Origin of the sequence: Isoptericola sp. AK164, assembly GCF_029643425.1 — a bacterium.
In the GTDB taxonomy this organism is placed as follows: domain Bacteria; phylum Actinomycetota; class Actinomycetes; order Actinomycetales; family Cellulomonadaceae; genus Isoptericola; species Isoptericola haloaureus.
On the sequence record NZ_CP119106.1, the window covers coordinates 3,333,709 to 3,356,364 of the forward strand.

The 22,656-nt window shown below is 72.3% G+C and carries 14 protein-coding genes; 3 read left to right on the forward strand and 11 right to left on the reverse strand.

Annotated features, from left to right (window positions below):
• Positions 1 to 166: 166 nt before the first annotated feature.
• From PO879_RS15250 to PO879_RS15295, 10 genes are all read right to left on the reverse strand, one after another.
• Positions 167 to 3,034 carry a CBM35 domain-containing protein gene (locus PO879_RS15250; protein WP_278235704.1) on the reverse strand — a complete coding sequence of 956 codons (2,868 nt, stop codon included), beginning with the start codon at positions 3,032 to 3,034 and terminating at the stop codon, positions 167 to 169.
• A 28-nt stretch (positions 3,035 to 3,062) separates the two neighbouring features.
• Positions 3,063 to 3,944: a carbohydrate ABC transporter permease gene (locus tag PO879_RS15255; protein ID WP_278235705.1), complete on the reverse strand. Its 882-nt coding sequence runs from the start codon at positions 3,942 to 3,944 to the stop codon at positions 3,063 to 3,065.
• Positions 3,941 to 4,894, reverse strand: a complete 954-nt coding sequence (locus PO879_RS15260; protein WP_278235706.1) for a sugar ABC transporter permease — start codon at positions 4,892 to 4,894, stop codon at positions 3,941 to 3,943. The genes PO879_RS15255 and PO879_RS15260 overlap by 4 nt, the downstream gene beginning before the upstream one ends.
• Positions 4,895 to 4,952: 58 nt before the next feature.
• Entirely contained in the window at positions 4,953 to 6,287 is a 1,335-nt protein-coding gene (locus PO879_RS15265) for an ABC transporter substrate-binding protein (RefSeq protein WP_278235707.1), read from the reverse strand.
• A gap of 63 nt (positions 6,288 to 6,350) precedes the next feature.
• The gene (locus PO879_RS15270) at positions 6,351 to 8,468 is read right to left on the reverse strand and encodes a glycoside hydrolase family 36 protein (protein WP_278235708.1); all 2,118 of its coding nucleotides are present in this window, start codon (positions 8,466 to 8,468) and stop codon (positions 6,351 to 6,353) included.
• 154 nt (positions 8,469 to 8,622) lie between these two features.
• Positions 8,623 to 9,663, reverse strand: a complete 1,041-nt coding sequence (locus PO879_RS15275) for a LacI family DNA-binding transcriptional regulator (RefSeq protein ID WP_278235709.1) — start codon at positions 9,661 to 9,663, stop codon at positions 8,623 to 8,625.
• 66 nt (positions 9,664 to 9,729) lie between these two features.
• Complete coding sequence (locus tag PO879_RS15280) at positions 9,730 to 11,631, reverse strand: beta-L-arabinofuranosidase domain-containing protein (protein WP_278235710.1); 1,902 nt, start codon at positions 11,629 to 11,631, stop codon at positions 9,730 to 9,732.
• The gene (locus tag PO879_RS15285) at positions 11,628 to 12,452 is read right to left on the reverse strand and encodes a carbohydrate ABC transporter permease (RefSeq protein WP_278235711.1); all 825 of its coding nucleotides are present in this window, start codon (positions 12,450 to 12,452) and stop codon (positions 11,628 to 11,630) included. The genes PO879_RS15280 and PO879_RS15285 overlap by 4 nt, the downstream gene beginning before the upstream one ends.
• Before the next feature lie 13 nt (positions 12,453 to 12,465).
• Positions 12,466 to 13,416, reverse strand: coding sequence for a sugar ABC transporter permease (locus PO879_RS15290; protein WP_278235712.1), 951 nt, complete (start codon positions 13,414 to 13,416; stop codon positions 12,466 to 12,468).
• A gap of 73 nt (positions 13,417 to 13,489) precedes the next feature.
• Complete coding sequence (locus PO879_RS15295; protein WP_278235713.1) at positions 13,490 to 14,800, reverse strand: sugar ABC transporter substrate-binding protein; 1,311 nt, start codon at positions 14,798 to 14,800, stop codon at positions 13,490 to 13,492.
• Positions 14,801 to 14,984: 184 nt separating this feature from the next.
• Here PO879_RS15295 and PO879_RS15300 point away from each other — a divergent pair, with 184 nt between their 5' ends.
• The gene (locus tag PO879_RS15300; protein WP_278235714.1) at positions 14,985 to 16,013 is read left to right on the forward strand and encodes a LacI family DNA-binding transcriptional regulator; all 1,029 of its coding nucleotides are present in this window, start codon (positions 14,985 to 14,987) and stop codon (positions 16,011 to 16,013) included.
• Positions 16,014 to 16,134: 121 nt separating this feature from the next.
• Here the strand turns inward: PO879_RS15300 and PO879_RS15305 are convergent, their stop codons facing one another.
• Complete coding sequence (locus PO879_RS15305) at positions 16,135 to 20,016, reverse strand: DUF5695 domain-containing protein (protein WP_278235715.1); 3,882 nt, start codon at positions 20,014 to 20,016, stop codon at positions 16,135 to 16,137.
• Positions 20,017 to 20,659: 643 nt separating this feature from the next.
• Here PO879_RS15305 and PO879_RS15310 point away from each other — a divergent pair.
• Positions 20,660 to 21,280, forward strand: coding sequence for a hypothetical protein (locus PO879_RS15310; RefSeq protein WP_278235716.1), 621 nt, complete (start codon positions 20,660 to 20,662; stop codon positions 21,278 to 21,280).
• A gap of 86 nt (positions 21,281 to 21,366) precedes the next feature.
• On the forward strand, positions 21,367 to 22,443 hold the full coding sequence (locus PO879_RS15315; protein ID WP_278235717.1) for a hypothetical protein: 1,077 nt from the start codon (positions 21,367 to 21,369) through the stop codon (positions 22,441 to 22,443).
• Positions 22,444 to 22,656: the final 213 nt, after the last annotated feature.

Sequence of the window (22,656 nt, forward strand, 5' to 3'; positions counted from 1 at the left end):
GCAGCCGACGCTAGCGACCGTCCACAGGCTTCTCAACAGGGGGAACGCTCCGGCCGCGGAACGAACAGAAGCGAAACCGGCCCCGGACGCACGGCGGCCCTCGTGCTCCGGGCACCGGAGCACGAGGGCCGTGACGGACCGGCGGCGTCACCGCCGGCCGCGCCCGTCAGGAGCAGTCGAACGCGTCGTACGGCACCTGCTCGGTCGCGGACACCTCCTCACCGTCGATCGTCGCGGTGCCCGTCACCGTCGCCTCACCGGCCGGGACGGACCCGGTGCGCGCCGGGAAGGACCGGTAGGCGTTCCCGCCCGGGTCGACGTCCGTGACCGTCCGGGAGCCGTAGGCCGTCGACAGCTCGACGTCCATCGGCACGTCCTCGCCGTTGACAGCCCGCACCGCCACGAAGCCGTTGCCACCCAGGCAGCGCTGCTGCACGCTCGCCTCGAGCGCGAGCCCGTCCTGCGCACCGTCGTCGACAGTGGTGCCCAGGGTGAGCGGCGACAGCGAGAGCCGGTCGATGTTCGGCGCGGCCCCGTCGCTCCGTCCGAAGCGGAGGGTGCCGCCGTCGGTCTCCAGGGTCAGGCCCGAGGTCACGTCCCAGAACCCGTCCCAGGTGTAGTTGTGCCGGTACACGGACCGCGTGGTCGCCCCGCCGTCCTCGGTCGTGTCGACGAACCGGCTCACGACGTCGGTGTTGTACGGGTGCCCGAGGTTGACCTGGGCGTTGGCGTACGCGACGTTCAGCACGTACTCCCCCGCGCCGAGGTCGGCGGGCCGCTCCCACACCAGGGAGCCGTTCTGCCCGAGCCCGTCGACGTAGGTGCCCTGGGAGGCCCACCGGCTCTCCTGGGCGGCGGCCTCGCCCTCCAGCACGAGGTCCTCCGCCTCCACCTGCGCGGTCGAGGCGTCGGCGTCCCGGTCGCGCACGGTGCTCAGCCCGTCGATGGAGACCGGGGTGTCACCGGTGTTGGTCAGCACGAGCTCGTTGACCCCCCGGTGCAGGTAGACCGTCGTCGTGACCGTCGCCGCGCCGGCCGGGACGTACCCCGCCTCGGCGCCCAGGTCACGACCCGAGGCCGTGACCTGCACCGTGCCCTCGACGTCGGAGGCGCCGGTGCGCACCAGGTCGTAGTAGCCGTCCTCGGGAGCCCCGACGAAGGTCTGGGACGACGCACCCGGCGCGAGGGTGACCGCACGGGCCGCCGTCGAGTGGTCCACCGAGACGTCACCGCACAGTCGCGAGCGCCACAGCGGGAAGTGCAGCGTGTCGGGCTCCGGCTCGGCGACGTCGATCCGGTCGAGGGTGATGTCGTAGTGCACGTCCAGCGCACCGTCGTCGTCGCTCGCGCGCAGCGAGATCGTGTGCGCCCCCGCGGTGAGGTCCACGGGGACCTCGGTCCGGCCGCGGTAGGACCAGCCGAGGGTCGCCGAGTACGTGATGCGCTCGCGGAACTCGCCGTCGACGTACAGCGCGTGCTGCCCCCACTGCGTGTTCGACCCGTGCAGGATCCCCAGCTCGTAGGTCCCGTCGGCCGGCACCTCGATGTCGAACGTGGCCCGGGACTCCGGGGTGTTGAACGACCCGACGTCCTGCCGCCCGGACGCGGCGTAGTCCCAGTCGGCGGCCTGGTCGTAGACCTGGGCCGCGACGAGGTCGGCGTCCTCCGCCTCGTACGAGGCCGACCAGCCGGTCTCCGGCTCGTCGACGGCGTCGGACGTCGCCGGGACGACGGTGACCCGGTAGGCGGCCTGCTCGCCGTCGCCCGGGATCGTGACGGTGACGTCGCCGCCGACGGCGTCCAGACGCTGCACGCGGTCCACGCGCGGGGCCGAGGTCTCGCCCTCCTGCCCGGTGAAGTCGGTCGTCTCGAGGTAGACGTCGACCTCGTCGCCGATGGTCTGGTCCACGCCGTGCAGGACCAGGGAGCCGCCCTCGGGGTTGCCGCCCAGCAGCACCGTGGCGGTCTGCCGGGCCTCGTCGAGCGCGGCGATCCCCTGCATCGTGTCCGGCGTGTTCTCGGCCTCCGGCGTGAGCTCGACCGTGTGGCCGGTCAGGTCGGAGTACCAGGTGTTGAGCCACCAGCCGCCGTTGCCCATCGAGGTCTGGACGGCGTGGTCGGACAGGTTGCCCGCGTAGGTCCAGAACGCCATGTCGGCGTCGACCTTGGTGTCCTCGAACATCGACAGCCACTGGATCAGGCGCCCGGGGTTGCCCATGTCCTGCCGGTTGCCGTACTCGTCGATGTTGATCGGCAGCGGCCCGATGCCGAGCTCGGCCTCGAGGTCGCGGTACTCCTGGTAGCGGGTGCGGTAGCCGTTGGTCCCGTCGCCCAGCGACCCGGTGCCGAGCTCGTGCCAGGCCATGATGTCCGGCACCGTGCCGGACTCCTGGGCGTGGGTGAGGAACTCCCGCACCGGGCCGGGGCGCCAGTGGGCCTCGTTCGGACCGACGATCAGCGCGTCGTCGTCCACGGAGCGGATCGCGGCGTACGCCGCGTCCCAGTCGGCGAAGAACTTCTCCCGGTCCCCGCCGTACCAGTCCTGGTACCAGATCCAGTCGGGCTCGTTGAACGGGACCCAGGCGAACCTCTCCGGGTCCTGCCCGGAGTCCAGCACCGCCTGGACCTGCGCGCGCAGGCGGGGCAGGTAGTCGGCCTGGACGTCCTCCGGCTCCTGGTAGGGCCACCGGCTGTACTCGTCCTGCATGTAGACCACGACCTGCTCGCCGCCGTTGGCGAAGAACGGGGCGGCGATCTCCAGCGCGTCGCCGTTGGGGTGCTGCTCGCCGCCCGGCGCCTTCTGGGCGACGGTGCGCGGCCGCTGGCCGGCGATGAGGTCGTCGCTCGGGACGCCGTCGTCGCTCAGCCCGTACAGGACGCCGGTGGCGCCGCCGTAGATCTCGCCCGTGCTCCGGGTCAGGTCGACCTCGACCGTCCCGGGGGCGGCCGTGGCCGGCATCGCGCCGACGGCTGCCCCCAGTCCGGCGATCATCGCCACGGCGGTCGCCGTGGCCGTCGTTCGTCTCAGCGCCATTGCTGGTTCCTCTCGGTGTGGTGGGTGGTTACTTGACCGCGCCCGACGTGATGCCGGAGATGATGCGCCGCTGGGCCACGATGAAGACGACCAGCAGCGGCAGGCTCATGAGCACCACGTAGGCGAAGATGAGATGCCAGTTGTCGAGGTAGAGGCCCGCGCTCGCGACCTGGAACAGGTTGAGCGGGAGGGTGTCCAGCCGTCCGCCGACCACGAAGAAGGCGTAGAAGACGTCGTTCCAGACGTAGAGGCAGATGAGGATGGTCGCCGTCGACAGCACGGGGACCAGCAGCGGCAGGATGATCGTGCGGAAGACCCGCAGCGGACCCGCGCCGTCGACCCGGGCCGCCTCCTCGAGCTCGTGCGGGATCGTGCGGACGAACCCGGTGACGAAGAAGATCACCGTGGACATGTACATGCCCATGTACACGCCGATCATGCCGACGGCGGTGCCGGCCAGGCCGAGCTGCCGAAGGACCAGCACGATCGTGACGACCGCCGGGGGCAGCACGATCCCGCTGATCGCCAGGGCGTAGAGCACGGCGAACGGACGGGTGGACCGGCGGGCGAGGATCCACGACGCCAGCGACCCGAGCGCGAGGACGCCCAGGACGGCCGGCACCATGACGAGGAGGCTGCCGCCGAGCGCCGCGGGGACGCGTCCCTGCTGCCAGACCTCGGTGAAGTTCTCCAGGTAGTGCCAGGTGGTCGGCAGCGCGAGGTTCGGGTTGAGCGCCTCGGCCTGGGTCTTGCCGGCGGTGACCAGCACGACCCACAGGGGCGCCGCGACGAGGACGACGACCGCCGCGACCGCCACGACGGGCTGCAGGCGCCGCCACACGCCGTGGCGGTCGGCGACCGAGCGCCGCCGGGTGCGGGCGGGGGTGGGGGTGACGGCCGTGGTGCTCACAGGACCTCCTCCCGCTTGCGCAGGGTCCGGATGACGGGGAACGCGAGGGCCACCACGACGACGAAGAGCACCAGGCTCATGGTCGTGGCCTGGGCGAACAGGCCCTGGCCGAACGTGCGGAAGATGAAGATGTTCAGGACCTCCGTGGTGCGCGCCGGGCCTCCCCCGGTGGTCGCCTGGACGATGTCGAAGCCGTTCATCGACCCGAGCAGCGCGGTGGCCACGTTGAAGGTGACGGCCGGGGCCAGCAGGGGGAACCGGATCTCGCGGAACGTGGTCCACGCCGACGCGCCGTCGAGGCGGGCCGCCTCGAGCACGTCCTCGGAGATGGTCTTCAGGCCCGCGAGGTAGATGAGCATGGACAGCCCCATCCACTTCCAGGCGTGCACGAGCGCCACGACGACCAGCGTCCAGGTGGTGCTCCCGAGCCACGGGATCTGGATCTGCTGCCCGAGCACCGCCGACAGCACCTGGTTCACCGCGCCGTCGGGCTTCAGCAGCGCCTGGAAGACGTAGCCGACGGCGAGGGCCGACATCACCACGGGCACGAAGAACATCACGCGGGCGAACCGGTTGACCCGGGTGTCCCGCTCGAGCAGCAGCGCCAGCAGCAGACCGAAGAGGTTCTGGAAGATCGCGACGAGCACCGCGTAGACCAGGGTGATGCGCAGCGAGGCCAGGAGGGTCCCGCTGGTGATCAGGTCCCGGAAGTTCTGCAGCCCGACGAAGCCGATCTCGGCCTTGAAGCTGGACCAGTCGGTCAGCGCGTAGACGAAGTTGAAGAGCGTCGGCAGGAAGAAGAACACCGCGAGCACGGCGAACGCCGGGAGCAGGAACCGCGCGGGGTGGTTCGCCCGGTGGCGGTCCTGCGGCCGACGGCGCTGCGGACCGCGGGCGGACGGCGCGGGCTCGGTGCGTGGTGGCCGGGTGGCCAGGTCTGGGGTCGTCACGTCATCACCTCGACGGTGCCGGGGCCGGACACACGTCCGGCCCCGGCACCACGGTCGGTCAGAAGCCCTCGACGCCCTGGGCGCGCGCGAGCTGGGCGAACTGGTCCTGGGTCTGCTGGGCGACCTCGGCGGGGGTGGTGGTCCCCTGGATCATGTCGGCCAGGTAGATGTAGAGGTCGGGGTTGGCCACGGCGAGCGCCTGCATCGACCCGACGGAGTCGCCGAGGGAGTCGTGCACGTCGAGCAGCGCCTGCGGCACGGAGTCCGGCGTCGTGACGTCGGTGCGCAGCGAGACGGTGTTCTGCGCCTCGACGAAGCCCTCGTACCCGTCGCCGAGCCAGAAGGACAGCAGCTGGCGGGCGGCCGCCTCGCGGTCGGCGTCGCCGGTGCGGAACGCGACCAGCGCGTTGGACTGGTCCGGGATGAAGGTGCCGACGTTGCCGCTCGGCGAGATCGGGAAGAACCCGATCGTCTCGTCGAGCTCGGCCGGGTCGGCCTTGGCCTGGAGCTGCCCGAAGAACGAGTTGACCTGGACCGCCATGGCGGCGCCGCCCGCGAGCAGCGCGTCGCCCTGGTCCTCGAAGGTGGCCGTGGCGATGTCCTCGTTGAACAGGCCCTCGTCGATCAGGCCCTGGTAGGTCTCGATCGCCCCGAGGACGGTCTCGTCGGTGAACGCCTCCTCACCGGTGTTGATCCGGTCCCAGAGGCCGTCGGCGGCGGCGTCGGCCAGCTGGACCTGCACCCACCACTGGGTCGCCCACCGGTCGCCCGCCATCTCGAAGAACGGGGTCTGGCCCTCGGCCTCGAGGTCGCGGGCGATCTGGAGGAACTCGTCCCAGTCGGCCGGCGTCCCGGTGATCCCGTGCTCGGCGAAGACCTCCTTGTTGTAGTAGACGCCCTCGACGGCCGGGCTGCTGATGAGGGCCGCGTACCGGGTGTCGTCCAGGAAGCCGGTGATGTCCCGCACGCCGGGGCTGAAGCTGTCCAGCCAGGGTGCGTCGTCGAGCGGCTGCAGGTTCGTCGGCGCGTTGAGGGCCGTGAGCATGGACGCCGTCGGCTGCCAGAAGGCCAGGTCGGGCAGGTCTCCCGTGGCGACCTTGGTCTGCACGCCCTGCTCGTACGGGTCCGGGATCGTGACGACGTCGACCTCGGCGCCGGTGGCGGCCTCGAACTCGCCGACGACCGAGTCCGGCACGGTGGTCGAGTTCTGGGCGGCCCAGATCGTCAGGCTGGTGCCGCTGAGGTCGGCGGTCGGCTCCGGCCAGTAGCCGGCCTCCTCCGTCGGACCGTCGCCGGCGGCGGGCTCAGCCTCCGAGACGCTCGGGTCGCTGCAGCCGGTCGCGACGAGCGCGACCGAGGCCAGGGCGGCGGCCGCTGTCAGATACTTCTTCATATCGACTCCTTCGATGCTCCCGGGTCGTCGGTGACCCGGTGCGGACGGGGGCTGGTCGGTCGGTCAGCCCGTCGGGTGGGTGATCTGCAGCAGGCGTGCGCCGGGCCGGGCGGCTCCGGGGCGTACCCGCAGACGGCCGGGCGCGATCTCGGAGACCTCCCAGTCGTCCGTGGCCGCGCGCGGGTAGAGGATCTCGACCGTGCCCTCGGGCACGGTCAGGTCGATCGTCGTGGCGGAGCCCGACCGCGCCCAGAGCGCGATCCGGCTGTGCGTCGCCGACGCCTTGCCGACGGCGACCCAGTCGTCCTCCCAGGACGGCAGGCCGATCGGCCAGAACGGTGCGCCGTCGAGGTCGGCGTCGTCCCAGGAGCGGGCGGCCTCGACCCCCTCGCGGACCAGCCGCCGCTGCGCGGCGTCCATCTGGTCGAGCCGGCCCGAGAGGTAGAGGCGCCCGGAGATCCCGGTGATCATCGTGAACGCGATCTCCTCGGCGCTCATGTCCGGCTGGGGGTAGGCCCAGCTCGCGGCCTGCTCCGGCAGGATCGACACCAGGGCACCGGCCGCGATCGGCGGGTACAGCAGCGGGTCCTGCTGGTCGGAGGTCGACTGCAGCTCGAGACGGGACAGCATCGCGAAGTCCGCGCGCAGCCCGCCCGAGGCGCAGTTCTCGACGACGAGGTCCGGGTGCCGCCGCAGCACGCCGTCGAGCCACGACTGGTACGCGAGCGCGTGCTGGAGCAGGCCGTCGCCGGGGCTGTCCGCGGCACGGTCGGTGCCGACGCCCGGCGTCACGTTGTAGTCCAGCTTGAGGTAGCCGACGCCCATGTCGTCCACGAGGCGGTCGACCACGGCGTCGAGGTGCTTGCGCGAGCTCTCGTGGCGCAGGTCGAGCAGGTACCGTCCCTGCTCGACCACCCGGGTCCCGCGCCGCTGCAGGAACGCCTCGTGCGGCAGCGAGTCGGCCAGCGGGCTCCGCACACCGACGACCTCGGGCTCGAGCCACAGGCCCGGCACCATCCCCGCGGACCGCACGTGGTCGAGCACCCGGTCGAGGCCGCCGTCGCGGAAGCGCGCCCGCGAGGGTTCCCAGAGCCCGACCGAGTCCCACCAGTCGCCGTCGTCGTCGTACCAGCCCGCGTCGACGCAGAAGTAGTCCGCGCCGACCGCGGCCGCGGCGTCGATCAGCGGCAGCAGCTTCTCGGTGGTCGGGTCCCCCATCAGGGTGTTCATGTAGTCGTTGAAGACGATCGCGCCGCCGGCCCGCGGGGCGGACCGCAGGTGGCGGCGGTGGCGCGTCATCTCGGCCACGGCGTCCTGCCAGCCGCCGACGACGGCGCTGATCGACACGGGCACGCTCGTGAAGGTCTCGCCGGGGCGCAGCACGCGGGACCACGCGTGGTCGGTGTCGGTCGGCCCGAACAGCCCGAGCGACACCGTCCCGTCGCCCGCGGCCGTGAGCCGCTCGGCGATCTCCGCACGCCACGGTCCGTTGTGCTCGACCTGCCAGGCGAGCCCCAGCCCGGACGTCCGGGAGGCGAGGGCGCCCGCCGGCACGCGTTCGCCCGAGGACCAGGCGCCCCGGCCGACGACGGCGTGGCTCCCCCGCGCGTCCTGCTGCTGGTGCACCGCGAGGTGGGCCTCGGCGAGCATGCCCTGGTCGCGCAGACCACGGGTCGTCCACCGGGACTCGGCGAGCCACTCGCTGCTGCCCTCGACGACCTGGACGTCGGCGACGGGCCCGGCGCCGACCGGGTCTCCCACGACGAGGGACGACACCGCCTGGAGGACGATCTCCTCCTCGCCGCCGTGGTGCACCGTGGTCCAGGCCTGGAGCGACGTGCGGCCGTCCGGGAGCACCAGGTGCGAGGTCACCTCGAGACCGGTGACCTCGTCCCGCTGGCGGACCGTCACGACGCGCCGCCCCGCCCCCGTCCCGACCTCGTGGTCGACGTACCGCAGGCGGGCGCCGACGGCGGTCGCGGTGTGCCGGAGGTTCGCGTGGGCGTGCCCGTGCCCCACGGCGAGGATCTCGACCAGCGGCTGGACGTGCCGGCCCGCGGCGTCCTCCGCCGCGTGGCCGACGTACGCGGTCACCGGGGAGTCGTCGGACCAGGAGACCTCGAGGTGCGCACCCCGCTCCCACAGGGGAAGGGTCGTGCGGTCGTGGGTCGTGCTGTCCATCGTGGCTCCCGTGCCTCTGGCGTCGTCGCGTGGCCACCATGAAAGCGTAGATCAGAAGAAATGGCAACGCTCACATCGAAATTGGTGGTCACAATTTGATCGACGCTTTCATGACGACGCGCGGCCCGGCGCCCGGGATCCGGCACCGGGGCGGTCAGGACGCGGTGTGCACGGCCGCCTCGACCCGACCGGTCGAGGCCCGGACGACCAGGTCGGGCACCATCCGGACCGACGACGCCGTCGTCCCCGGGGCGAGCTGGTCCAGGAGGAGGCCGACGACGCGGCGTCCGAGCGCCACGAAGTCCTGCCGGACGGTGGTCAGCGGCGGCGACCACAGCCCGCTCAGCGGATGGTCGTCGAAGCCGACGACGGACACGTCGTCGGGCACCCGGCGACCCTGGTCGCCCAGCGCCTTGACGATGCCCATGGCGAGCTCGTCGTTGCCCGCCAGGACGGCGGTCACCTCGTCGTCGGCGGCGAGGCGGGACCCGGCGTCGTACCCGGACATCGGGCTCCAGTCGGCGCCGATCACGGGCGGCACGGGTGCACCGGCCTCCGTGAGCGCCTCGCGCCAGCCGACCAGGCGGGCGCTCTCGGTGCCCACCGACGGGATGGACACGTGGTGGACCGTCCGGTGCCCCAGGTCGAGCAGGTACTGCGTCGCACGGTAGGCCCCGAGACGGTCGTCCATGTAGGCGTGCGGGACCGACTCGCCGCCGGAGCTGCTCCCGGCGGCGGCGGCGACCTTGGGCAGCCAGGCCGGCACGGCCCGGAGCGCCGCGGCCCCCGGGGGGTCGAACTCCAGCACCACGGCACCCGCGAGCGGCTGCCGCAGCGCGTGGTCGATCGCCTGCTCGGCGACCTCCGGCCGCGCCGACTCCACGACCGAGATCACGACCATGTACCCGGCCTGCCGGGCCGCCTCCTCGATGCCCTGCAGCGTGGAGGCGTAGCCGTAGCGCGTCGTGTTGCCGGCGAAGACCGCGATCATGGGCTGACCGCGGTTGGCCAGGGCCCGCGCGGCCCCGTTGGGGCGGAAGCCCAGCTCCTTGACCGCGGCCAGCACCCGGTCCCGGCGCTCGGCGCTCACCGGCACCGAACCGTTCAGGACACGCGACACCGTCGGCACCGACACTCCCGCCACCCGCGCCACGTCGGCGATGACGGGCGGTTTCACACCACGACTGTCGGCCATGGGACCAGCGTACGCGGGCCCCACGGCCGGCCGGTCGCGCGGTGGTGCGCGCGCGACCGGCGCGGGTCACGGGCGGTCCTGCGGGATCCAGACGCGCATCGTGCTGGGGCCCCGGTTCGCCCAGTCGTGGTACGGCACGAGCCGCACGTCGAGGGTCGCGCCCGGGGTGGTCGCGGGACGCGACCGGTACGGCCAGGGACCCTCCTCCCGCTCGACGAGCTCGCCGGAGACGTGCACGCCGTCGTCGAGGTCGCGCGGGACGGCGTCCGCCGCGAGCCGGACCCGGTCCACGCCGACGCCGGCCGGGAGGTCGGTCGACTCGACGCACAGCACGAGCGGGCCCCGCTCGACGGCGGCGCAGCCGCGCACGGCGTCGACCCGGTCGTCCGCCACGGTCAGCCGCGGCTGCACGTCGAGGCGCAGCCGGACCTCGTCCCCCGCGGCGAAGCGCCGCCGGGTCGTGGCCACCGGTCCGTCGACGGGCTCCCCGTCCAGGCTCGCCCGACCCACCGACCACTCGGGCACCCGCAGGGAGATCGAGACCTCCCCCGCCGGCGCCGCGACCACCCGCACGACGACGTCGCCGCCGTCGGGGTAGGACGTCTCCACCTCGAGCTCGACCTCGCGGCCGTCGCCGAGCGTCGTGGCGATCCGGCTCGGCACGTGCTGGTGGATCTGCACGCCGTCGTCCGAGACGGTCGCGACGTAGGCGGCGAACGACGCCAGGGTCCGCGCGACGTTGGTCGGGCAGCACGACACCTCGAACCACGGGGCCCGCAGGCGCGAGAGCGCGCGGGGGCTGGCCGCGTCGGGGTCGGCCTCCTCCCCCGGCTCCCGCTTGTGCAGCGGGTTGGTGTAGAAGAAGGCGTCGCCGGCGCGGGACGGCGAGGTCGCCACCACGTTGTACATCGTGCGCTCGACGACGTCGGCCCACCGGGTGTCGCCCGTGGCCAGCAGCAGGCGCCACGCCACCATCACCGACCCGATGCCGGCGCAGGTCTCGCTGTAGGCGCGGTCCGACGGCAGCTCGAAGTCGTCGCCGTAGGCCTCGTCCTGGTGGTGCGACCCCATCCCCCCGGTCAGGTACGTCCGGCGGGCGAGCGTCCGGGCGAACTGGTCGCGGACGGTCTGCAGGAGCTCGTCGTCGCCCGTGTCGACCGCGACGTCCACGGCGGCCGCCGTGAGGTACAGCGCGCGGACCGCGTGGCCGCGCAGCACCTCGGCCTCCCGGACCGGCACGTCGTCCTGGTAGTAGGCCCGGCCGAACTCGATGTCGGGCAGGCTGCCGCGCCCCCGCCGCTCGAGGAAGAGCCGCGCCTGCTCGAGGTAGCGCTCCTCCCCGGTGGTGCGGGCGAGCTCGACGAGCGCCACCTCGACCTCCGGGTGGCCGCAGACGTCGTCGCGCCCGGAGGGGCCGAACTCGACGCAGACGTGGTCGGCGGCGCGCCGCGCCACCCGCACGAGGGTGTCGTCGTGCCCCGTGCGCAGGCGGGCGACGGCGGCCTGGATCAGGTGACCGAAGCAGTAGAGCTCGTGCCCCCAGGCCAGGTCGGAGTAGCGCGGCTCCTGCCCGGGCCGGCCGTACTTGGTGCTGACGTAGCCGTCGTCGTCCTGGACCGCCTCGACCAGGAGCGCGATCTCCTCGATCCGCGCGTCCAGGCGGGGGTCGCTCGTGCGGCCGGACTCCCAGGCCATCGCCTCCAGGAGCTTGTAGACGTCGGAGTCGGCGAACTCCCGCCCGGTGCGCTGCTCGACCGTCCCGGCGAGCGCGTGCCGGAAGTTGTCGATCCAGCCGACCCGGGACTCCCAGTGGTCGCAGTGCGGGATGGACACCTCGGCGTTGCGCCGCTGGCGCTCGGCCCAGAAGCCGCCGGTCAGCTCGACCTCGTCGAGCCCCAGGGGACGCAGGGCACCGCGGGCCGGGATCACCGGCACGGGCCGCCTCGTCGCTGTCGTGGTCACGCTCATCCCTTCAACGCTCCTGACATGAATCCGTTGACGTAGTGCCGCTGCAGCACGAGGAACAGCAGGATGCAGGGGATCGTCAGCACGACCACGCCGGCCTGCGTGGCCCCGTAGTCGATGACGCCCATCACCTGCTGCCGCATGTTGACCAGCGCCAGCGGCAGCGGCTGGTTGTCACCGCTGACCAGGTACAGCGGCACCATGAAGTCGTTCCACGCGGCGAGGAACGCGAACAGCCCGATCGTGATCAGACCCGGCTTGACCGCGTGCAGGAGCACCCGGCGCAGCGCGGAGAAGGTGCCGCAGCCGTCGACCAGCGCCGCCTCCTCCATCTCGCGCGGCACCGCCTCGAACGCGATACGCATCATGAAGGTCGCGAAGGGCAGCTGGAACACGGCCAGCACGAGCCCGACGCCCACGAGGGTGTCGTTGAGGCCGATGTTCTTCAGCCAGATCACCAGCGGCACCAGCAGCGCCGCGTACGGGACCATGAGGATGGCCAGCGTGAGCAGGAACAGGGCGTCCTTGCCGGGGAACGTGAAGCGCGCGAACGCGTACCCGCCCAGCGTCGCGACGACGAGGGTCGTCACCACGGCCACGGCCGACACGACGAGCGAGTTGCCCAGGTAGTGCCAGACGCCGTCCTGGTAGGCCACGAGGGTCTCGTAGTTGCCCCACCCGAAGCCGTCGACCTGGTTGGAGCCGGGCTGCGGGGACACCGAGGAGATCGACGTCCAGATGATGGGGTAGAGGAAGATGATCGCCAGTCCACCGGTCAGCACGTAGAACGGTGTGCGACCGGCGAGGCGGTTGAGTCGAGTCATGACGGGCTCCCTGTCACTCGTCCGGCGAACGCCGCAGCGTCTTGAGCTGGACGATGTTGATGATCACGAGGGCGGCGAGCACGATCACCGACAGCGCGGCGGCCATGCCCAGGTCCCGCTTCGACTCGAAGGCGAAGCTGTAGATCAGCTGCACGACCGTCATCGTCGACCCGTCGGGGCCGCCCTTGGTCAGGATGAAGAACTGGTCGAAGGCGAGCAGGGACCCGGTGACGCACAGGATCGTGCTCATCGCCAGCGACGGGCGCAGCAGCGGGAGCGTGATGCGGCCGAAGATCTGCCACGGCCGGGCGCCGTCGATGCGTGCCGCCTCGTACACCTCGTGCGGGATCCCCTGCAGGCCCACGAGCAGCAGGAGCATGAAGAAGCCGGCGAACCGCCAGACGATGAGGATGACCGTCGACCACAGGGCGCCGGACGGGGTCCCGAGCACGTTGACGTTCGCGTCGGCCAGACCGAGCGCCTCGAGCGCCGGCGAGACCGGTCCCACCTGCGGCGAGTACAGCGCGTAGAAGAGCAGGGACGCCGAGGCGAGGCCCAGCGACGTGGGAATGAGGAACGAGGTCCGCAGGATGCCGCGCCAGCGCGTGCTCTCCTGCACGAGCATCGCCAGGCCGAGAGCCAGCGCGATGAGGATGGCCGTGGTGATCACCGTGTACTTCAGGGTGAACCAGACCGACGGCCAGAACAGACGGTGGTCGACGACCTCGACGAAGTTCTCGGGGAAGTTGACCCCCGAGTTGCCGCCGAGCAGCGTCCAGTCCGCGGCGGACATCCACACGACGAGGACGAGCGGCACGACGAAGAGCAGCGTGACGAGCAGGGCGGTCGGGCTGGCGTAGATCCAGCCCTGCCAGACGCCGCGGTCACGGCGCCGGCGCCGTGGCGGCGGGGCGTCCGGCGTCCCCGCGGCGACGGCCCGAGGACGGGTGGGAGCGATGGACATCAGATCTCCAGAGAGGGTCCGGGCAGGAGGTGCGCGGGCGGCAGGGCACAGGGGACCCTGCCGCCCGGCACGGTCACTGGTCGAGGACGGCCGTGATGGCCTCGTTGTCCTCGGCCACGGTTCCCGTCTGCCCGAAGGTGGCGTTGCGCGTGAGCGTCAGCCACGGGCTGTTGGCGGCGTTGAAGGCCTCGGAGAAGTAGTCCGCGACCGGGGTCCGGCCGTCGGCCGCGAGCTGGTTCATGGTGAGCGCCAGCGGGTTCTCCTGCGCGTACTCGTTGTCGAGCAGGCTGTTGCGACCGGGGACGTCGCCGCTCTGGGCGACGACCTCGAGCTGCGTCTCGTCCGAGAGCATCCAGGAGAGGAAGTTCCAGGCCTGGTCGACGTTCTCGGAGTCCTTCGAGATGCCCATGGCGTCACCGCCGAGGAAGGTCGACTGCCCGCCGTCGACGCCCGGGATGCCCCCGACGCCCACGTCGATGCCGGCCTCCTGGGCGGCGTACACGGCGGTGTTCGGGTACTGCATCACGCCGACGTTGCCGTTGGAGAAGGGGGCGGTCCAGGTGGCGCCGTTCTCCTCCTCGGAGCCGGCACCGACGGCACCGGCGTCGTTCATCGCCGCGTAGGCGTCGTAGACGGCCTGCGCGGTCTCGGAGTCGAGCAGCGACTCGCGTCCGTCCTCGGAGAGGACCTCCTCGCCGGAGGCCCAGATCGAGGGGAACCAGGTGAAGACCAGGCATCCGCCGCAGTTGCCGCCGTAGTACGTGCCCGAGACGCCGTCCTTGTCCAGGGCGGCGATCGCCTCGGCGTGCTCGCGGAACTCGTCCACGGTCGTCGGCCCCTGCTCCGGGTCCAGACCGGCCTCGCGGTAGAGGTCCTTGTTCCACGCCATGACCGAGATGTCGGTGACGAACGGCAGGGTGTGCTTGTTCCCGTCGACGTCGGTCCCGGCGTCCACGTGGCCGCGGGTGATGTCGTCGACGTAGTCGAGCCCGTCGATCTGGGCGGTCAGGTCGGTGAAGAGACCGTTGGTGACCCAGTAGGGCAGACGGACGACGTCGCCGGCCAGGAGGTCCGGCAGCTCGCCGTTGGTGGCGGCGGCGCCGACCTTGCCCTCCATGTCGTCGTTGGGGACGATCTCCAGGTCGACCTGGTTCTCGTGCGAGGCGTTGTAGGCGTCGACCAGGGTGCGCGCCTGGCGCTCCAGCGGTGCCCGGGTCCACATCGTCAGCGTCGTGCCGTCGTCCGTGCCGGTGGCCGACATCTCCGCCGGCTCGCTCCCGGCGCTGGTGCCGCCGTCGGAGCAGGCGGTCAGTCCGGCGAGCGCCAGACCGGCCACGGTGACCGCGGCAAGGCCCTTCGCGCCCCGGAAGGTGCGGTACGTCATCGTGCTCTCCTCAGTTCGTCGTCGAACGTTCACGCCCGGTGCGGACGCGAGGCCGAAAGCCTTTTCGGCACATTAGGTTCTCGCGCGGGCGGTGTCAAGGACTGACGGCAACCTCGCTGCCCGATATAGTCGACGGTAGGTCGGACGACGAGTGTGCCGACGCCGAGCCGACGGAAGGGCCACGATGCCGACGAAGCCTGAGAAGAAGCGCAGGCCCGCCACTCTCGCCGACGTCGCCCAGATGGCGGGGGTCTCGATCGCGACGGCCTCGAAAGCCTTGAACGGCCGGAGCCAGGTGAAGGCCGAAACCCGTGCACGAGTTTTCGCCGCTGCCGAGCAGCTGAAGTTCTCCCCGAACGCGATGGCGCAGAACCTCATCAGCGGCCGGTCGGGGACCATCGGGCTGGTGACGCACGACCTCGAGGGCCGCTTCTCGATCCCGACCCTCATGGGTGCCGAGGACGCCGCCGGCAACGGCCGCACCTCCGTGCTGCTCTGCGACGCGCGCGGCGACGCGCTCCGCGAGAAGTACCACGTGCAGACGCTGCTCGGCCGCCGCATCGACGGCCTCATCGTCGTCGGCGCCCGCCCGGACCCGCGCCCCTCCCTCGGACCGCTGCCGGTACCGGTCGTCTACGCCTACGCACCGTCCGAGAACCCGCACGACACCTCGATCGTCACCGACAACCGGCTCGGGGGACGGCAGGCGGCCGAGCACATGCTCGCCTGCGGCCGGCGGCGGATCGCGCTCATCACCGGCGACGCGGACTACGGCGCCGCCCACGACCGTGTCGACGGCGCGCGCGAGGTCCTCGACGCGGCCGGCGCCGAGATCGTGCAGGGCGACGCCCTCTACGGCGCGTGGAGCGAGGAGTGGGGACGCACGGCCGCCGGTCTGGTCGTCGCCCAGCACCCCGACGTCGACGGGATCATCTGCGGCAGCGACCAGATCGCCCGCGGCGTCCTCGACACGCTGCGCGAGACCGGGCGCAAGGTGCCCGACGACGTCGCCGTCACGGGCCACGACAACTGGGAGATCCTCGCGCTCAACGCGCGCCCCCAGCTGACCAGCATCGACATGCGCCTGGAGGAGCTGGGACGACAGGCGGCCGCGCTCCTGTTCGACGCGATCGGCGGACGGGCCGACGAAGGGGTGCACGTCGTGGCCCCGCGCCTCATCCCGCGCGCCTCGACGGGGCCGCGCGTCGCCTGACCGCGCGCACCGCGGACGCGTCCCCCGACACCGGGACGTCTCGACGCGCGAGGGGTGGTGCCGGATCCTCGTCCGGCACCACCCCTCGCGCGTGCACCCACGATCCCGTGGTCGGGTGCCGTCAGCCCGTCGGCTCCCACGGACCCCACGGGGTGGTGCCGGGCTCGGCGTTCCGCGTCCACCACCGCGCGGCGTACCGCTCTCCGTCGTGGACGACGACGTCATCCGCGTGGAAGATCCGCGACGGCGTCCAGACGGCATCGCCGTCCGCGGTCTCGGCGATCTCCTGCCAGGACCCGTGGGCCGACGCGCCGGGTTCCTCGTCCTGCGTCCACCAGGTCGCCTCGAAGACCGCGCCGTCGAGGACCACCCGGTCGCCGGCCCGGTAGACGACCTCCGCGTCCCAGGCCGGGACGACGGGACCGCACGCGTCGATCTCGACGATCAGCTGAGTGCGGCCGCGGAAGATCGCCTCCCAGTCGCCATCGGCCTGCAGCTCGGTGCCATCGGCGGGCCAGGCGCGGACGACGTACGTCCCCGGACCGACCTCGCCGGCCGCGACGTGACCGCCGGCCTGGCCGTCGACCCACTCCTTGAGCACGTACCGTTCCACACCGTCGACCGGCACACCGGCGATCGACCCGGACGTCCCGGCCTCGCAGTCCGGCTGCGCCACCGACACCTGCGGCGTCGCCGTCGCCGGCGCGGTCGCGTCGACCACCGTCACGACGCCCTCGCCGGACAGGCCGTCCAGGTCGACGACCGCCCGGTCGCCGTCGCTCACGACGGTCCGCGGGTCGCCGCCGTCCACGGTGACCCGGTAGTCCCCCGCCGGCAGGTTGCCGAGCGTCAGTCGCGCCGACGCACCGGGCGCGACGGCCTCGACCGCCAGCCGCAGGTCGGAGGCATCGTCGGCCACCTGTGCCTCGGAGTACGTGGCCCCCTCGAGCTCGAGGTGGAGCCTGTCGAGGTTGTACATCGCCAGGCGCTGACGCACCCCGTCCCGCGGGACGATCGTGAAGGTCCCGCCGTCGTGGGTCATCTCGCCGCCGTAGGCGTACGGACCGACGACGGAGTCGTCGACGACGTTGACCGACGCGGTGCGCAGACCGCCCCAGAACCCGAGGTCGGCCTCGCCGGACCAGGCCCACCAGCCGTCCAGCATGGGCATGAACCCCCACTGGCCCTCGCCGGCACCCTGCTGGCTCTGGAACTGCCAGGAGGCCGCCCCGTGGTTCACCGGCTGCTCGCTGATCTGGCCGGTGTTGATGTTGGACCATCCGGCCAGGTACGCGCCGTAGGTGGACCGCATGACCTCGTCCGGATCGAGCCCGGCGTCGGCCGCGTCGTCGGTGAGCAGGAAGTCCTGCTGCTGCCACGCGCCGAGCTGGGTCTCGTAGCCCAGGTTCCACCACGACTCCCCCATGTGGCGGTTGTCGGAGCCGTAGTAGTACCAGAGCGGCTGCAGGCCGCGCGACGCCATCGACGCCCGCGTCACCTTGTCGACCATCTCGTCGTCGCCGTAGCGCTTGGCGAGGGTGTAGGTCGCCTCGAAGGCCGTGGTGTCGATGCTCATCTCGGAGGCGAAGGGGTACTCGCGCTGCAGCATCTCGTCGGCCTTCGTGGCGATGTACCCCTCCAACTCCTCGGCCTCGGCGGTGTAGTCCTCCGCGCTCAGGGCGTCGACGATCTCGGGCATCGTCATCTCGCCCATCGATCCCATCTCCCGCGAGGCGTCGTCGAGGGTGCCGACGTTCGGGTGCGTGAAGTAGGCCCGCATGGTGCGGAACGCCCGCAGGAGGTACTCGTCGGCGGAGAGAGCCGTCTCGACCCCGGGGTACGTCGATGCGATGCGGTACATGGCGTAGTACGTGTTCCACACGTGCGGGTAGTTCATCACCCGCCAGGTCGCGAGGCCGTCGGCGGTCCCCGGCGACGAGCCGTCCGTGCCGTCGTACCAGTGGTAGATCCGGTAGGTCCGCTCACCGTCGGCGTCCGTCTGGGTCTGCATGTACCCCCAGATGAACTCCTCGAGGTAGTAGTCGAGGGCGCTGACCTGTTCCTGGTCGGGGTCCAGCAGGTTCTTCTCCGACAGGAACGCCGCCGGGGACAGGCCCAGGTCGTCCGACCCGCCGGCCATCCACTGCTTCCAGCCGCCGCCCGGGTAGTCGTGCCACGTGATCTGCCGCTCCCGGCTCATGTCCCACTGCAGGAAGGCGCCCTCGTAGCCGCGACCGGTGTCGCGGGCCTGCTGGTGGTCGACGAGGAAGCGTGCCCGGGCGTCGACGAGCTCCTCGACGGGCGCGACGGAGTTGTACTGCAGCACGGACTCCCGGCCGCCGGCGTACCGCACCGTGACCTGGTGCGGGCCCTGGTCGGCGAACTCGACGGCGTAGGTCTCGTAGCCGTTCCGCTCCCCGGTCGGGCTGATCGAGACGTCGCGGCCGTCCTCGCCGACGACCTCGTCGATCCCGTCCCGGGCCCGGACGGCGAGGGTCGCCGCCGTGTCCTGCGGGACGACCATCCCCGGCAGCGAGACGACGTCGACGACGCCCGCCTCGTACAGCACGTCACGCAGGTCGGCGTAGCCGTCGGCCCACCGGAAGGAGAAGCCGTAGGTCTGCGCCTCGCCCGCCGGCAGCGTGAGGGAGCTCGGGGGCAGGTAGCCCTCGATCTTGCCCTGGCGCGTCGGCTGCAGGGACTCCGAGTGGATCGCGAGCTCGACGAGCCCCTCCCACGCGGGGTCGTTCTCGCCGAACGGCCCCTCGCCGGTGCGGGCCTTGTCCCGGAACTCCAGGGAGGTACCGGGGTTCGGGGTCATCACCAGGAACGGCCCGACGCCGTTGGGCCGCTGCCAGTAGACGTAGGAACCGTCCTGGGCGACGAAGGAGTGCCGTCCCACGTTCTGCTCGTAGATGCCGGTCTGGTCGCCCCCGTTCCACCAGGAGTTCATGAGCATCGGCACCGCGAGGTCCTGCACCTCGACCGACTCGCCGGAGGTGTTGTCCAGCGTGATGGACCAGTCGAGGGCGCTGCCCCCGTCGGTCAGGGTGTAGGTCTCGTCGAGGTCGAACCCGCGGATACCGTTCGGGTGCGCCGCGTCGCCGGTGTACGCCACGGTCACCGCGTCGCCCTCGCGCGAGACGGTCCGCACGTCGTCGGACAGCCCGGTCACCCGCGGCGTCCCGTCGACCTTCAGCGTCACGTCGCCGGTCCACCGGGAGTCGTCGATGTCGAACGCCGGGTGGATGTCCGGGTTCATCGTGTAGTTGGTGCAGGTCGGGGTGTCGGCGTTGTTCTGCAGCGTGTAGAGACCGCCGGTCGCGGTGCTGACACCGACGTGGAAGCTGTCCGAGACCAGCCGCTCCTGGTCGTCGTCCGCGACGAACGCGTCCTCGTCACCGACGTGGGCCTCGAGCTCGCTGACGGCCACGGCGGCGTAGGAGGTGCCGTCGCCGGTCGCGTCGAAGGTCGCGCGCAGCGACGTCGTCGACACGGGAGCGGCGAGCTCGACGGAGTTCATCGCGTCCGGGGCGACGCCGTACTCGCTGCCCGCGGCCGGCTCGACGGGTTGCCACGCGCCCGACGCCTCGTCCCACGCCTCCAGCGTCCAGGCCGCGGGCACCGCGACCCCGTCGCCGGCGGTCGCGGACGGGTTGTCGTGCCAGAACGCCACGCCGACGGACGTCAGCGTCCGCGGCGTCTCCCAGTCGAGCTCCAGCCACTGCTGGGCGGGCCGGTCGCCGGAGTAGGTGCCCCAGATCTGGTCCTGGGACCCGTCGGTGTGCAGCACGGTGCCGTCGTTCACGGCGCGGACGTCGTTCCACGCCGCGGTGTACGAGGCCGTCGGCGTCGCGAGCACGGCCGCGTTCGTCGTCGGAGCCGGCGCCTGGTAGCAGGACGTGGCGTCGGAGGTCGTGGCGTCGGTGGCGGCGGCCGTCGCCGTCACGCCGACCACGCCTGCCGCAGCGGCCAGTGCGGCCGCCAGCGAAGCGGAGAGCATCCTCGCTCCCACCTGGTGTCTCATCAGGTCTCTCGCCCTTCGTGTCGGGTGAGGCCGGCGGGGCGTCGCCCGGCGCCGTCCTCCTCGGTGACAGCGACCGAAAAGGGGTGCGAAGCGTGGTGGCAGGATCCCGTCCTCCAGCACTCCGCCCGCGATGCCCGACCGGACGGTCTGACACATCTCGGCGCTGAGATACTGCTGATTCCCGAGAACCTTCACATGCGGCCACGTCTGAGGCAAGCGGTTTCGTTCGTTTCGGCGCTTTTCGTGCCCTCGACGCCGGGTCGCCCTGGCGACCGGGCGCGTCGACGCGTCGGCACGGCACCTGCCGGACGACGGCACGCACCTGTCCCGGACCCACCCCGGGCGCCCGGTGGCGCCTCGGGCGACCGACGCGCCGGCGGCCCGGCGGCGGTGACCGGGCGATTCGCCCGAAATCCTGGTGCACTGGGACCGTAACCCGCCGAAACCCCTTTCACTATTCCCGGATCTGTGTGAGCATGACGGCTGAGCCCGCACGGCTCTCCGGAGGGGAAGGACACCGCGGTCCTGCCACGACCGGCCGACGACGGCACCTGGTGCGATCCCTCCTCCGGGGCCGGGCTCGACGGACCGCACCGGACGAATCGATGGAGAGAAGTCAATGAACGCACGTGCAACGACGCAATGGTTCGCAGGCGCCACGATGGGTGTGCTGCTGGTGGCGACCGTGGGCGCCGGGACCGCAGCCGCCGAGGACGTGGACGACCAGGGGATCGACGTCTCGGTCGACATCACCGACCAGGGCGGCGGCGAGCTGTCCATGACCGTCGCCGCCAACGAGGGGGTCGACCTCGTCGAGGAGGGCTCGGACGAGTCCGCCCGGCAGTTCGTGGGGACGACGCCGACCGTCACCGTGACCGACACCCGCGACCCCGCCGACATCCCCGAGGGCCACTACTGGGCCGTGCTCGGCCAGGCCGGCGAGTTCGTCGACGCCACCGACGGGACGAAGACGATCGGGGCGGAGTACCTGGGCTGGACCCCGACGCTGCTGTCGGAGAGCTCCACGGGACTCGTCTCCGAGGGCGAGCCGGTGGACAGCGCCGTGGACGCCGGCCCCGGTCTGGCGGGCCAGGAGCTGCTCGTCTCGACCTGGGAGTCGGGCGCGGAGAGCGGGACGTGGGACGTCGCCGCGGACCTCGCGCTGCGCACCCCGACGGACGTCGAGGCCGGGTCGTACTCGTCCACCATCACCCTGACCCTCATGGAGCAGTCCTTCTGAGAGCAGGCACCGGTGCCTCGACGGCGCGCGGCCCCGTGGTGCGGGAGCGCACGCCGTCGAGGCACCCCGTCGCGAATGGAGGTCCCATGCCCCGGAGCATCGCGCGTCTCGCGGCCGGCGCGGGCACGGCCGCCCTGCTGGTCGCCGGCGTCCCGGGAACGGCCGGTGCGGCCGCGCCCGGACCGGCCGTGACCACGGCCGACACCGACACCATCACCTGGTCGCTGACCCCCGCGGACGCCGAGGGCGCCGACGACCGGCGCCGCATCGCCCTGGAGCTGGAGCCCGGCGGATCGACGACCGAGCACGTCGCGCTGACGAACAGCAGCGCCACGAGCGTCACCTTCGACCTCTCCGCGGCGGACGGCTACCTCACCGCGAACGGCAGCTTCGACCTCCGGGCGGCCGACGTCGAACCCACCGGGGGCGGCGCCTGGATCGGACTCGAGGACGAGATCACCGTCGCCGCCGGCGAGACCAGCGTGATCCCCCTGACCGTGGCCGTCCCCGAGGACGCGGTGCCCGGCGACCACCCGGCGGGCGTGGCCGCCGCCGTCTCGACGAGCGACGGGCCGGTCACGGTCAGCAACCGCGTCGGCGTCCGCGTCGACGTCCACGTGCCCGGCGAGGTCTCCGCGGCGGTCGCCGTGGCGGACGTGACGGCGGCGCACGCCTCCTCCTGGAACCCGTTCGAGCCCGGCACCGTGGACGTGGAGGCCACCCTGACGGCCACCGGCAACGTCGCGGTCGCCGTCGACCGGGCGGCCGCGGCGAGCGGAGCGGCCGGGCTGGTCCCGCAGGCCCGCAGCGCCCCGACGACGCCGGTCGACCTCATCCCGGGCTCGAGCGTGCGCACCTCCGTCCAGGTCCCCCGGGTGTGGCCCCTGGGCCCCGTGTCCGTCGACCTGACGGTCACCCCCACCCCCGCGGACGGCGTCGACGCCGCCACGTCGCCGCAGACCGTCACCGTCACCGCCTGGGCGATCCCCTGGCCCCAGCTCCTCCTGGTCCTCCTCGCCGCGGCGACGGTCCTGGGGCTCCGCGCGGTGCGCGCCGCGCGCCGCGAGCGCCTGGACGCCCTGCTCGCCGCCGCCCGCGCCGAGGGCGCGGCGTCGGCCGCCCGCGACCGCGCGGAGCGGAGCCCGGTCGGCCCGCCCGGCTGACCCGCACGCGCGCCACCGCCCCACGGCCCCGTCGCGTCGCCTCCCCGGAGACGGCGCGACGGGGCCGTCCTGCGTCCCGGCGGGCCGGCAGCGCCCGCCCGCGCCACCGCTCCCCCGACCACCCCGGCAGAAAACAGGTGCCGAAAACACCGAAAGCCATTGCAGGCTTTCGGCACCGGTGCTTGACTGTCGCCCAACCGGCGATCGAGGACG

Bases quoted from the DNA above. Each gene is read 5' to 3' on its own strand.
- PO879_RS15250 (WP_278235704.1), bottom strand. From the start codon at position 3,034: ATGGCGCTGAGACGAACGACGGCCACGGCGACCGCCGTGGCGATGATC.
- PO879_RS15265 (WP_278235707.1), bottom strand. From the start codon at position 6,287: ATGAAGAAGTATCTGACAGCGGCCGCCGCCCTGGCCTCGGTCGCGCTC.
- PO879_RS15270 (WP_278235708.1), bottom strand. From the start codon at position 8,468: ATGGACAGCACGACCCACGACCGCACGACCCTTCCCCTGTGGGAGCGG.
- PO879_RS15275 (WP_278235709.1), bottom strand. From the start codon at position 9,663: ATGGCCGACAGTCGTGGTGTGAAACCGCCCGTCATCGCCGACGTGGCG.
- PO879_RS15280 (WP_278235710.1), bottom strand. From the start codon at position 11,631: ATGAGCGTGACCACGACAGCGACGAGGCGGCCCGTGCCGGTGATCCCG.
- PO879_RS15285 (WP_278235711.1), bottom strand. From the start codon at position 12,452: ATGACTCGACTCAACCGCCTCGCCGGTCGCACACCGTTCTACGTGCTG.
- PO879_RS15290 (WP_278235712.1), bottom strand. From the start codon at position 13,416: ATGTCCATCGCTCCCACCCGTCCTCGGGCCGTCGCCGCGGGGACGCCG.
- PO879_RS15295 (WP_278235713.1), bottom strand. From the start codon at position 14,800: ATGACGTACCGCACCTTCCGGGGCGCGAAGGGCCTTGCCGCGGTCACC.
- PO879_RS15300 (WP_278235714.1), top strand. From the start codon at position 14,985: ATGCCGACGAAGCCTGAGAAGAAGCGCAGGCCCGCCACTCTCGCCGAC.
- PO879_RS15305 (WP_278235715.1), bottom strand. From the start codon at position 20,016: ATGCTCTCCGCTTCGCTGGCGGCCGCACTGGCCGCTGCGGCAGGCGTG.
- PO879_RS15310 (WP_278235716.1), top strand. From the start codon at position 20,660: ATGAACGCACGTGCAACGACGCAATGGTTCGCAGGCGCCACGATGGGT.
- PO879_RS15315 (WP_278235717.1), top strand. From the start codon at position 21,367: ATGCCCCGGAGCATCGCGCGTCTCGCGGCCGGCGCGGGCACGGCCGCC.